This is a genomic window from Stutzerimonas chloritidismutans (assembly GCF_051486945.1).
Taxonomy (GTDB): domain Bacteria; phylum Pseudomonadota; class Gammaproteobacteria; order Pseudomonadales; family Pseudomonadaceae; genus Stutzerimonas; species Stutzerimonas chloritidismutans_B.
Window position 1 is genome coordinate 604,830 of record NZ_JAHVDX010000001.1, and the last position, 12,276, is coordinate 617,105.

The 12,276-nt window shown below is 59.8% G+C and carries 7 protein-coding genes; all 7 read right to left on the reverse strand.

Features of this window, described 5'->3' with window-relative positions:
- Positions 1–8 precede the first annotated feature (8 nt).
- The 7 genes from fliD to moaA all read right to left on the reverse strand — a co-directional run bounded on the left by fliD (position 9) and on the right by moaA (position 12,155).
- Positions 9–1,454 (reverse strand): flagellar filament capping protein FliD, encoded by a 1,446-nt coding sequence (gene fliD / locus KXR72_RS02620; protein WP_437419566.1) that lies wholly within the window; start codon positions 1,452–1,454, stop codon positions 9–11.
- A gap of 57 nt (positions 1,455–1,511) precedes the next feature.
- Entirely contained in the window at positions 1,512–1,868 is a 357-nt protein-coding gene (locus tag KXR72_RS02625; protein ID WP_437419567.1) for a flagellar protein FlaG, read from the reverse strand.
- Positions 1,869–1,939: 71 nt separating this feature from the next.
- Entirely contained in the window at positions 1,940–3,445 is a 1,506-nt protein-coding gene (locus KXR72_RS02630; RefSeq protein ID WP_437419568.1) for a flagellin, read from the reverse strand.
- Between the two features lie 450 nt (positions 3,446–3,895).
- Complete coding sequence (ligA, locus tag KXR72_RS02635; RefSeq protein ID WP_437419569.1) at positions 3,896–6,262, reverse strand: NAD-dependent DNA ligase LigA; 2,367 nt, start codon at positions 6,260–6,262, stop codon at positions 3,896–3,898.
- Between the two features lie 199 nt (positions 6,263–6,461).
- Positions 6,462–7,295: a cell division protein ZipA gene (zipA, locus tag KXR72_RS02640; protein WP_437419570.1), complete on the reverse strand. Its 834-nt coding sequence runs from the start codon at positions 7,293–7,295 to the stop codon at positions 6,462–6,464.
- 182 nt (positions 7,296–7,477) lie between these two features.
- A complete protein-coding gene (gene smc, locus KXR72_RS02645) occupies positions 7,478–10,966 on the reverse strand; it encodes a chromosome segregation protein SMC (RefSeq protein ID WP_437419571.1) in 3,489 nt (1,162 codons plus the stop codon).
- A 193-nt stretch (positions 10,967–11,159) separates the two neighbouring features.
- Positions 11,160–12,155 (reverse strand): GTP 3',8-cyclase MoaA, encoded by a 996-nt coding sequence (gene moaA, locus KXR72_RS02650; protein WP_437419572.1) that lies wholly within the window; start codon positions 12,153–12,155, stop codon positions 11,160–11,162.
- Positions 12,156–12,276 lie beyond the last annotated feature (121 nt).

Here is a 12,276-nt window from a genome sequence, read left to right on the forward strand (position 1 = left end):
AAGCTAGTTCAGTTCTTTGAGTTGTTGGCTGCCCAAGGCAGGTTTTCAAGCGACGCCAACAAGCTTGCAGAGGTGTTCGACAACTGGCCCACCAGCGTGTCCATTGCGTTGAATTGCTTGAGAAGCCGCTCCTGCAACGACGTGATACGACGGTCGAGATCTTCCTTCTGCTTGTCGATCTTCGTGATCGTCTCGGTCATCGCCTTGTTGCGCTGTTCGAGAATCCCGCCGGTTTCGGTATAGGGCTTGAGCTTCGCGTCGAGCCGCGCAGCCAGCCCGGTATCGCCCGTGAAGAACCCGGACAATTGCTCGAAGTTGTTAGCCAGCGTCTTGTCCATCTTGGTGCTGTCAATGCCGAGCGTGCCGTCTTTCTGGGTCGTAATACCCATATCGGTCAGGGCACGAATGGCACCGTCGCCCTGCGTGTTAACCAACTCATTGCGGATCGTGCCGAGCAGCGTACGCGCCGTTGCGTCGCCGACAAGTGCGCCGGTGACGGGCGTCTTCCCATCGCCAACAGGCGTTACCTTCGTCTGTGCGTTAACCACGCCAATAAGCTTGTTGTACGCATCAACGAACGATTGGACCTGCTTCTTAACGCCGGCTTTGTCCTCCGCGACAGTAATGGTCAGTGGCTCGCTGGCAACAGTCTTGGCCTTTAGATCGAGCGTAACGCCTTCGATTGCGCCGTCGACCTTGTTGTTCTCACTGATGACCTTCAAGCCATCGACGTACAGCTCGGCGCTTTGGGCCTGTGAAAGCACTCGCGCTCCGCCCCCAGTGCTGGAAGAACTACCGTCGAAGGCAAGCGCAGACAGTGCGGTCTGGCCAGTTGTGGCTGCCGTCTCATTGGCAACCGCGACGGTGATATCGCGACCGGCACCTGTCTTATTGCTAGTCAATATGAGTCGAGAGCCAAACTCATCAGTCACGACCGTGGCGCTAACGCCTTTTTCTTTCCCGGCCTCATTGATCGCGTCGCGCATGCCGGCAAGGCTGTTATTGCTCTCGTCGATCGTGACGGAAAAGGTCTCTTTTGAGGGCGGAGATCCAGGTACGCCTAGGGAAATATCAAGCGTGCCGCTAGCAAAGGCAGCGGGCGCTTCGGCGGAATTCTGAACCGCGGCAAGTGCTACCTTGCTATTGGTTGCGAGGCTTTTAACTTCAACCTGATACGTGCCGGCGCCGGCAGTCGTGCTGGCAGTTACCCCGACCAGATCCGACTTGCTGGAAGTCGCTGAACGCGCTTGAAAAAGATCGGCCTTGTTCAATGTGCCAAGTGCCGTCTGGAAATCGCTAATAGCACCTTTCAAGGCGCCGATAGCGGTGATTTGGGTAGTGGTTTTTTTTTCGAGCGTGGCGAGCTGCGCTTCTTTCGGTGCACGCTCAGCCGCGACCATGCTGGACACGATACTCCCGATGTTGATACCGGAACCAATACCTACGTCAGCCATAGCCATAACCTCGTCAAGAAAATGTTAGCCATCAGTTCGATACAAAAAACGTACCGACTATGCTTTGGCTTCAAACATCAAGCTGCGCATTTCGTCCAGCCGCTCGGTTAGCCGGAGAATTTCCTCCGACGGTATCTGCCGGACTACCCTTCCAGAGTCACCGTCGATGACTTGGACAATTACATCGCCGGTTGAATCGTCGACACTGAAATTCAGATCGCGCTGAATGCTTTGCACTTGTGAACGAAACCGCTCCACCAAATCGATCATATCGACTGGTTTGTCAGCCTCATCGGGTTGTTGCGGCTTATCCAGATTTCCAGACGCAGAAAACCCAACTTCCTTTAAGAAGCTGGGTGAAGAACTAGCCGTAATGGGCGATGTAGCTCCGCCCGGTATCTTTCCGACGTCCATTGATTCACCTCTCATGAATCAATGGGGGCAGAGCTAACCCTACCCCCATCGCTAACGCCTTTCTCGCTCGATTACTGGAGCAGGCTCAGAACCGCCTGCGGCAATTGCTTGGCCTGGGCCAGAATCGCGGTACCAGCCTGCTGCAGGATCTGGTTCTTGCTCAGGTTGGCGGTTTCCGCTGCAAAGTCGGTGTCTTGGATACGGCCGCGGGCAGCCGAGACGTTTTCCGAAATACTCTGCAGGTTCGAGATAGTGTTATCGAAACGGTTCTGGACAGCACCAAGATTGGATCGAGTATTGTCGATCTGAGCCAGTGCTGAGTCGATTATGCTAATCGCCTTCTGCGCCCCGTTTACATCGCCAATGTCAATCGACTGAACGGTTTCCTTTAGTGAGTTAGTCGCTGTAGCAGCAAAGATCGTAGCATCTGTGCTGGCTTGTACGCTGAAGCCACTCGAAGCCGTTAGGCGAACATCACCACTCACGAGCACGGAATCAGTCGAGCCCTCAGTCAGCGTTTCGGTGCTAACCACATTATCGTCAAAATCGTACGACTTAAGCGTCGCGGTCTGGTTGCCTGCGGACCCAACAGCGAAGTCGGAGATGCCAATGTTACTGCCGTCTTTCGCCTCGAAAGTGAGAGACCCTTTATCGTCAATCTTTGCAGTAATGCCAGTGGTAGAGGACTTGGCATTCACTGCGTCGCGCAAACTTGAAAGATCAGTAGCATCACTCACGTTTGCAGATATCGACGCGGAAGCCCCGTCTTTCCCAGCCAATGTGAAGCTGACTTGGCCTACGCCATCCAGACCAGAGAGGACTGCCTTGGTCTTGGCTTCGGCCTTGACTCCAGTCTCAGATTCCTTCGCATTGATTGCCGCAGCGACTGCAGAGGCGCTTGATCCCGCGGCGCCGCCAACGGACGCGGTTGTTGCCTGCCCCTCTGGACCAGTAATCGTCAGGGTGTTTGCAGTCATTCCGTTACCTGCGGCTGGAATGGCGGCTGCAGCGGCGGTAGCGGTCCCGAACATTGTGCCGGCGCCTGCACGGCCTTTGACCGTATTGGTGCCTAGATCGGTGGCGCTAGCAGCACCAACCGAGACACTAATGGTTTCATTCGCATTCGCACCAACCTGAAAGTCCACGTTAGTGAACGAGCCATCAAGCACCTTACGCCCACCAAATGTGGTGGTGTCGGCGATGCGGGTAAGCTCATCCTGAAGCGCGCTAACCTCTTTCTGCAGCGCTTTGCGGTCGGTCGAGTCGTTCGTTCCATTCGCTGACTGCAACGAAAGGTCCCGCATACGCTGAAGGATGTTTGTGGACTGCTGAAGCGCGCCTTCGGCTGTTTGCGCCAGCGAAATGCCGTCGTTTGCGTTACGGACAGCCACATTCAGGCCATTGATTTGGCTCGTCATACGGTTGGAGATCTGCAGACCGGCCGCGTCATCTTTCGCGCTGTTGATCCGGCTACCGGTGGACAGGCGCTGCATGGAGGTGCTGAGCGCACTGGACGAAGATTGCAGGTTGCGCTGAGTATTGAGCGACGCAATGTTTGTGTTGACTGTAAGAGCCATGATGAGCCTCCAAGGGCGCTAGTTACTTTGGTTGCCTGAGCTTGCGACTCCGGGCCGGCTGTTTGCCCAGGCACCCATTGAGTTCGCATTCGATTAGCTTATCGGCGTCGTTTCGGTGAGCTTTAGGAGGCAGTTGAAAAATTTTTGCAAGCCCCGAGAACAACCTGTACGACACCAGCGAGCGCGCTAGCAAACGAGCCCGCCTGCGAAGATTTTCGGACGGGTGGTGGAAAACTTTAAACGGAAATGTTGAGAAGGCAGCAGACGTAGCGCTGGTCGATTTGAGTCAGGAGTCGGAGCAGGGAGGGCTGGGCTGGCGGGAGAGCCGCTTGCGAGGCTAGTCGCTGACCACGCGACATGATCGCCAGCAAGCTGGCTCCTACGGGCGGGCTCGCGGTGAATATCGCTGGGTATAAGGCCGGACAATAGATGCCCAACCTTTCGGTGTCGTTAAGCCCCTAGGCTCGAGAGGCGCTGGAGGAAGTCGTCCTCGTCCGCAACGGTGAGGCCCAGCTCGTTGGCTTTAGCGAGCTTAGAACCTGCACCCGGCCCTGCGACCACGACCGTTGTCTTAGCTGACACCGACCCCGATACCTTCGCGCCAAGCGCCTCAAGCTTTGCTTTGGCTTCGTCACGGCTCATGCTTTCCAGCGTTCCGGTGAGTACCCAGGTCTGACCTGCGAGTGGAAGGCCTTCCGCCGCCTTCCGTTCGCTTTGCCAGTGCATGCCAAACTCACGAAGCTGGGCTTCGACGGCGCGGGCGCGCGCGGCATTGGCGGGGTCGTCGAAGTAATCGCGTAGCGCGCGAGCGGCCTTTTCATTCAGGCGTTCGACCTGGCGCAGGTCGAGCCAGTCGGCCTCGATCACGCCATCGAGCGTGCCGAACCGTTCGGCCAGACGCTTGGCCCCGGTCGTGGCGATAAAAGGAATATTCAGGTTATCGAGCAGGCCGGCCAGCGTCGCACAGGCGGCAAACTCGGCGTGCACCTCGCCCTCCTCCTGCAGCTCAACGCCGCGCTCGCGCAATTGGCGGATGACCTGCTGGTTGTGCTCGTCTTCAAAGAAGCTGTGAATTTCGTGCGCGACTTCCAGGCCGATGTCCGGCAGGTAGATCAACACGTCCGGCAGCGCCCGGCTGATTCGGTCAAGCGATCCAAGTGAGCGCGCCAGAAGCTTGGCCGTCCCCTCGCCAACGTCGGGAATGCCGAGGGCGAAAACGAATCGGGCAAGACTTGGCGTGCGGCTGGCATCGATGGACTTGATCAGGTTACGGCTGGACACCTCGGCGAACCCCTCGAGCCCGAGCACCTGCTCATAGGTGAGCGAATAGAGATCGGCGGGTGAGGAAACCAGGCCAGTATCGACCAGCTGTTCGACGATCTTGTCGCCCAGCCCGTCAATGTCCATCGCCCGGCGCGACACGAAATGGATAATGGCCTGCTTCAGTTGTGCCTGACAGGCCAGACGCCCAACGCAGCGATAGATCGAGCCCTCGCTGACCGACTCCCGTCCCTTGCTGCGTTTGATCAACTGGGTACGTTCGACCGCTGAGCCACAGACCGGACATTCGGTGGGTACCGAGACGGCGCGTGCATTCGCGGGACGGCGATCGGCAATGACTCCGAGAATCTGCGGAATCACGTCGCCTGCGCGTCGCACGATCACGCTGTCGCCGATCATCACGCCCAGGCGGGCCACCTCGTCCATGTTGTGCAGTGTGGCGTTGGACACAGTGACGCCGGCAACCTGGACCGGCTTGAGCCTCGCCACCGGGGTGATCGCGCCAGTGCGCCCAACCTGGAACTCCACATCCAGCAGTTCAGTCACCTCCTCGCGCGCCGGGAACTTGTGTGCGATGGCCCAGCGCGGCTCACGGGCACGGAAGCCGAGCTCACGCTGTTGTGCGGTCGAGTTGACCTTGAACACCACACCGTCGATTTCATAAGGCAAAGCGTCGCGCTTTTCGCCGATGGCTTGGTAATAGGCACGGCACTCCGCCACGCCACGGGCGAGCTTCAGCTCGCGGCTGATGGGCAGCCCCCAGCCCTTGAGCGCCTCGAGGATGCCGATATGCGTCCCCGGCAACTCGCCGTCGCTGCGCCCTACGCCGTAGGCGCAAAGCTCGAGCGGGCGGCTCGCCGTGATCTTGGAATCCAGCTGGCGCAGGCTACCGGCTGCTGCGTTGCGGGGGTTGGCGAATGTCTTACCGCCGTTTTCGAGCTGTCGGGCATTGAGCGCCTCGAAGCCCGCCTTGGGCATGTAAATCTCGCCACGTACTTCAAGGACCTGCGGCCAGCCACTGCCGTGCAATTTAAGCGGGATGTTGCGTACGGTACGCACGTTCGCACTGATGTCTTCGCCCGTGCTGCCATCCCCTCGTGTAGCGCCACGCACGAGGTGGCCATTTTCGTACAACAGGCTGACCGCCAAGCCGTCGAGCTTGGGCTCACAGCTGTATTCCACCGCTACGCCATCGCCGAGCAGATCGCCGGCCGGCATATCCAGCCCCTCGCGAACGCGACGGTCGAAGTCCAGTAAATCCTGTTCTTCGAAGGCATTGCCCAAGCTCAGCATTGGTACTTCGTGGCGAACCTGACCGAATGCGGCCAATGCCTCACCGCCGACGCGCTGGGTTGGCGACTCAGGTGTCACCAATTCTGGATGCTCACCCTCGAGCGCCTTGAGTTCGTTGAACAGACGATCGTATTCGGCGTCGGGAACGCTGGGTTCGTCGAGTACGTAATAACGATAGTTGTGGGCGTCGATTTCGCTGCGCAGTTCGGCAATGCGCTCGGCAGCAGTCTGGGCGGAAGGCATGGGTCGGAGCCGTAGCTGGGGCTGTGCTGATTTGGACTGCATCAGCGCGCCATGGTTGATAGGGAGGCATCGGATTCTAACGAATTGCGCACGTGACGGCAGTCTTGCGAGATTCGAGCGGACCAGTCTGCGGCACACCGACTGTCATGGCACCCCAGATAAACGACACCGGGCGCGATGGCCCGGTGTGGAATGCTGCTTAGCGTTTGAGTGTCATCTGCCGGCGCTCGTATTCGACGATACGCTGCCGGTAGTGCTCGATGGTCTGGGCCGTGAGCACACTGCGCTGATCATCCTTCAGTTCGCCGTTGAGTTCGGACGAAAGCTTGCGCGCCGCTGCGACCATGACGTCGAACGCTTGCTTCGGATGGCGTGGGCCCGGCAGGCCTAGGAAGAAGCTGACCGCCGGGGTAGTGAAGTGGTCGATGTCGTCGAGGTCAAAGGTGCCGGGCTTGACGGCATTGGCCATGGAAAATAGCACCTCGCCGTTGCCAGCCATGCTTTCGTGGCGATGGAAGATGTCCATCTCGCCGAACCGCAGCCCGCTTTCGAGAATGTTCTGTAGCAATGCAGGCCCACGGAAGCCGGACGGATCACGCGAGATCACATTGATCACCAGCACCTCTTCGACCGGCGACGGGTCGGTCTCATCCTGCTCCGCCTCTTCTTCATGCTCATCGATGACCGGATCGAGCAGAGTCGGCACGGGCTCGTCGGCAAAATGCAGATCACCCTGCCGAGGCTCACTGGTGCGGCGCTTGGAAGACTCGCGCACTGGAGAAGGTTCACGAGCGCTCATCGTAGGCAAGTCAGTTTCATCGAAGGAGGGTTCGGCATTGCGGCTGACCACGCGTGGGGGGCCGAGCACCTCGTTATTCGAATCATCGTCAGGAAAACTGTTGGCAATGTTGCGGTCCAGCTTGAATTTCAACTTGCCCTTGCTACCGCGCATCCGCCGCCAGCCATCGAACAGAATGCCAGCGATGACGATGATGCCGATGAGGATCAGCCACTCGCGCAGACCGATATCCATTAATGCTCAAACCCCTGAAATCGAAGATAAAGACGCAGTTTCCGAGCCGCTGAACAGGCTCTGCTCCGCATCGTAAAAATTGCGCTCTAAACTAGCACGACGAACGGTCGATGTGCACCGCCCGCCCCCGCTCTTTTATAGGTTCTACGCGGTGCTTGCGCCGTCCCGCTCCGGGAATGCACTCATGCTTCCGCAAGGGCGACGGCCTCCTCTACATCTACCGCAACGAGGCGCGAGCACCCGGGCTCATGCATCGTGACCCCCATGAGCTGGTCCGCCATTTCCATCGCAATCTTGTTGTGAGTGATGTAAATGAACTGCACCTTTTCCGACATTTCCTTGACCAGCCGCGCATAGCGCCCAACGTTGGCGTCGTCCAGCGGAGCGTCCACCTCGTCGAGCATGCAGAACGGCGCGGGGTTTAGTTGGAAGATCGCAAACACCAACGCCAACGCAGTCAACGCTTTCTCGCCTCCGGACAGAAGATGAATGGTGCTGTTCTTCTTGCCCGGTGGGCGCGCCATGATCGCCACCCCGGTATCGAGTAAATCTTCCCCAGTAAGTTCCAGATAAGCGTTGCCGCCGCCGAAAACCTTGGGAAACAGGGCTTGCAGCCCGCCGTTGATTTGGTCGAAGGTTTCCTTGAAACGGTTGCGGGTTTCCTTGTCGATTTTGCGGATGACGTTCTCTAGCGTTTCCAGTGCTTCGGCAAGGTCGTCGTTTTGCGCATCGAGATAGCGCTTGCGCTCGGATTGCTGCTGATATTCGTCGATAGCAGCAAGATTGATCGGCCCGAGGCGCTGAATGCGTGCGGCAAGGCGCTCCAGCTCGGCTTCCCACTCCACCTCGCTTGCCTCCGCGGGTAAAGTGGCCGACACGCCATGCAGGTCGTAGCCGTCCAGTTGCAACTGCTCCTGCAGCGCCTTGCGGCGGACCGTCAGCCCCTGCCATTCCATACGTTGCTGCTCAAGCTGCCCGCGCAACAGTTGCGCCTGCTGTTCGGCCTGGCTGCGGCGCCGCTCGGCGTCACGCAACTCACGGTCGGCATCTTCGAGGGCGAGGCGTGCCTGCTTGAGTTCTTCCTCAACGCCAAGTCGACGTTCCAGCAATTCCTCGAGCTTCATGCGCAGCTCTTCGAGCGGTGCGCCGCCCTCCTCCAAGTTCAGGCTGAGTTGCTCGCGGCGCTCCACCGCTCGCTCGAACTGCTGTTCGAGCCGCTCGAGGGCCTGGCGTGTCGAATCGTGCTGGGCTTTGATCGAGCCCATGCGAATGGCGAGCTGATGGGCACGATCCTTTTGCTGCCGCGCTTCCTGACGAATCCGGTCGAGCGACTCGCGAATGTCGTCGCGGCTGGCGAGCAAAACCTCTCGCTGCTCTGTGTCCTGCTCCATCGCATCGAGCGCATCCTGCAGACGCAACCGCGATTCGCCGAGCTGCTCAGTCTCGATGTCCCGCTGTTCAGAGAACTCGGCAAGTTCAGCTTCCAGCCGCACCCGGCGCAGGCTGAGCTGCTCGAGACGCGCCTGGCTTGCCGAAAGCCGAGCCTTCAGCTCACCCAACTGACGCGATTGGTCCTGGTATTCCCGGCGCTGCCGTTCACGTGTTTCTTCGTGCTCGCGCTGAGCGTGGCGCAGGGTGTCGAGTTCTGCTTCAAGCTGCGCGAGCGATTCTTCTCGCGCTTCGCGCTCAGCTTGCAACCGCTCGAGCTCCTGTCCGCGCGCGAGCAGGCCGGACTCCGCCTCGCCGGCACGCCGCACCCGCAGGAAATGCCGACCGACCCAGTAGCCGTCGCGACTGATCAGGCTTTCGCCATCCGCCAATGCAGCGCGCTCGGCCAAGGCCTGCGCCAGGTCTTCCACTGGGCGCACGAGCCCGAGCCAGGGCGACAGGTCAAACGTCGAGTCGACCTTTTCCAGCAAACTGCCAGCAACACGCCGGCCGTCATTGATGAAGCTGACCAGGCGCAGGTCACCTTGCTCGAAACCGTCCAGGTCCAAACCATCGAAGTCATCGAGCTGTATGGCCTGCAGATCAGCGCCCAACACCGTTTCGACCGCTACGTCCCAGCCCGGCTCGACGCGCAGGCTTTCCGCCAGTCGTGGGTAGCGATCCAGCGCCTGCTCGCGCAGCCATTCGGACACCCCTTTGCCCGGATCCATCGCCGCCTGCTGCAGGGCTTCAAGGGATGCAATGCGGCCGTTCAGGCGTTGCAGCTCCCCCTGCGCCTGCTGTTGCGCCTGACCGACGTCATGCAGCCGTTGCCGCAGCTCTTCCAGCCGCTGCTCAGTCTGTTGCTGCGCTTCGGCCAGGCCTTCAAGCGTCATGTCGCCGGTCGCCAGTTGCTCGCTCAATTCGACGATAGCGGCGTCTTCCGGATCGGCGCTCAACGTAACGCGCTCCTCATCGAGGCGGCGCCGACGCTCGGCCAGCCGTTCCAACCCATGCTCGAGCTGCTGGATACGCGCCTGCTGCACCTCAGCCACCTGTCGCGGTTCTGCGCTGCGCTGGTTGAAGCCTTCCCACTGTTCCTGCCAGCGCTGCATTGCAGCCTCGGCGTGTTCGAGCTGGGCCGCGGTTTCCTCGGCGGCAGCACCAGCGAGCTCCTGCTCGGGCTCGAGCATGGAAAGCTCTTCGGCGAGCGTCGCGAGCAGTGTGCGGTCATGGCCCAGGTGGGATTCGGTTTCCAGCCGAGCCTGTTCGGCTTCGCGCAGGTCATCCTGCAACTGACGCAGGCGCTGCTGGCCGTGCTGGATGCTTTGCTCGACCCGCGCGATGTCGCCGCCTACCGAATAGAAGCGGCCCTGCACGAGATTGAATCGCTCGGACAATTCGTGGTGGCCATCGCGCAATCGCTCGATGCTCGCATCGGCGTTGCGCTGCTCGGCCACCAGCGCCTCGAAACCGACCTCCTGGTCGCCGATCACTTGCTCGCGTTGCCCAACCTGCTCGTTCAGCGCCTGCCAGCGCAATGCCGAGAGCTGCGCCTTGAGCTGGCGCTCTTCAGCCTTGTATTCCTGGTATTTCTCGGCCGACTGCGCCTGGCGGTGCAAACGTTCGAGCTGCCGTTCCAACTCTTCTCGCAGGTCAGTCAGACGTTCAAGGTTTTCATGGGTGCGGCGGATGCGGTTCTCGGTTTCACGGCGTCGCTCCTTGTACTTCGAGATGCCGGCCGCTTCTTCGATGAAATTTCGTAGATCTTCCGGGCGGGCTTCGATGAGCCGAGAAATCATCCCCTGCTCGATGATCGAATAGCTGCGCGGGCCGAGGCCGGTGCCAAGAAAAATGTCGGTAATATCCCGCCGCCGACATTTCACGCCGTTGAGGAAATAGGTGTTTTGCGCGTCGCGAGTCACGCGGCGGCGGATCGAGATTTCGGCGAAGGCGGCGTACTCGCCGGTCAAGGTGCCATCGGAATTGTCGAAGATCAGCTCGATGCTGGCCTGGGTGACAGGTTTGCGCGTGTTCGAGCCGTTGAAGATGACATCGGTCATTGATTCGCCGCGCAGGTTTTTCGCCGAGCTCTCGCCCATGACCCAGCGCACCGCATCGATGATATTGGACTTGCCGCAGCCGTTGGGCCCAACTACCGCTGCCATATTGCTTGGGAAGCTGACCGTGGTCGGGTCGACGAAGGATTTGAAACCGGCGAGCTTGATGCTTTTCAGACGCATGAGGGCCTTCCTGGCTATCGGCTCGCGGGCTGGAAATGGGTAGTCGCCTGTGGCTGCATGAAATCGGGGCGCGTCGTGGAGAAAGCCGCGAAGTCTAGCATGTGCCTGCTGATTGCCAGCAGCGCTGACGCACAGGCTGTCAAGCTCTGGCGGCCAATTGAGCAGTGGGCTCACCACCGCCGCGATAGCGCCGTTAGCCGCCAGTCATGCTCATGAAGCGCACCACCTGAACCTGCTCGTCAGTGCGGAACTCATGCTTTTCCGGCTTGAGCTGTAAGGCATCAACCAACGCCTGGCGCAGACGATCACTGTCACCGGGGTAACGCCGCATCAGTCCTTTGAGATCCAGCGCGCCGTCATGCCCTAGACACAGCACCAACTTACCTTCAGCCGTGACACGTACCCGATTGCAGCTGCCGCAGAAGTTGTTGCTATGTGGGGAGATGAAGCCGACCTGGGTTTCACTGCCCGCGACCTGCCAGTAACGTGAGGGCCCGCCAGTGGTGTGGCTGCTGCGCACAAGCGAATAGCCTGACTCGATGCGCTCGCGCACCTCGTCGCTTGAGCAAAAGGTGATTTCCCGCTCGTGACTCGACACCCGGCCTAGCGGCATTTCCTCAATGAAACTGATGTCCAGACCTTGCTCAACGGCAAAGCGCACCAAGTCCAGCACTTCGTCATCATTACGCCCTTTCTGGATAACGCTGTTCAGCTTTATCCGGCGGAAACCCGCATGACGGGCGGCCTCAATGCCTTCGAGCACCTGGGCAAGCTTGTCGCGACGGGTCAGTTCGGCGAAGCGCTCGGGGCGCAGCGAGTCCAAGCTGACGTTTAGCCGGGTCACGCCGGCCGCTTTCAATGCCGGTGCGAGCGTAGGCAGCTGCGAGCCGTTGGTGGTGATGGACAAGTCTTCAAGCTCATCGCGAGCACCGAGGCGCGCGAGCAGGCCAGTCAGGCCCTTGCGCACCAGCGGCTCGCCACCGGTCACGCGGATGCGCTTGACACCCAGGCTGATGAAGGCATCGGCGACGGCGTAGAGTTCTTCCAACGTCAGAATCTGCGCACGCGGGGCGAAGACCATGTCCTCGCTCATGCAGTAGGTGCAGCGAAAATCGCAGCGGTCGGTAACCGAGAGTCGCAGGTAGGTGATGCGTCGGCCGAACGGGTCGACCAACTTCGAATCTGACATGTCGCTCTCCAACGGCTTGATGCGCAAGGCTAAGACTATTCCTGAAAATCAAGAGTGGCAAAACTTGCCGCCTGAAGGGTTGACCCGACGCAAGCCGGATGAATTCCCCGTGCCTTGAGCC

Coding starts and splice junctions, on each gene's coding strand:
- fliD (WP_437419566.1), bottom strand. CDS start 1,454: ATGGCTGACGTAGGTATTGGTTCCGGTATCAACATCGGGAGTATCGTG.
- KXR72_RS02625 (WP_437419567.1), bottom strand. CDS start 1,868: ATGGACGTCGGAAAGATACCGGGCGGAGCTACATCGCCCATTACGGCT.
- KXR72_RS02630 (WP_437419568.1), bottom strand. CDS start 3,445: ATGGCTCTTACAGTCAACACAAACATTGCGTCGCTCAATACTCAGCGC.
- ligA (WP_437419569.1), bottom strand. CDS start 6,262: ATGCCTTCCGCCCAGACTGCTGCCGAGCGCATTGCCGAACTGCGCAGC.
- zipA (WP_437419570.1), bottom strand. CDS start 7,295: ATGGATATCGGTCTGCGCGAGTGGCTGATCCTCATCGGCATCATCGTC.
- smc (WP_437419571.1), bottom strand. CDS start 10,966: ATGCGTCTGAAAAGCATCAAGCTCGCCGGTTTCAAATCCTTCGTCGAC.
- moaA (WP_437419572.1), bottom strand. CDS start 12,155: ATGTCAGATTCGAAGTTGGTCGACCCGTTCGGCCGACGCATCACCTAC.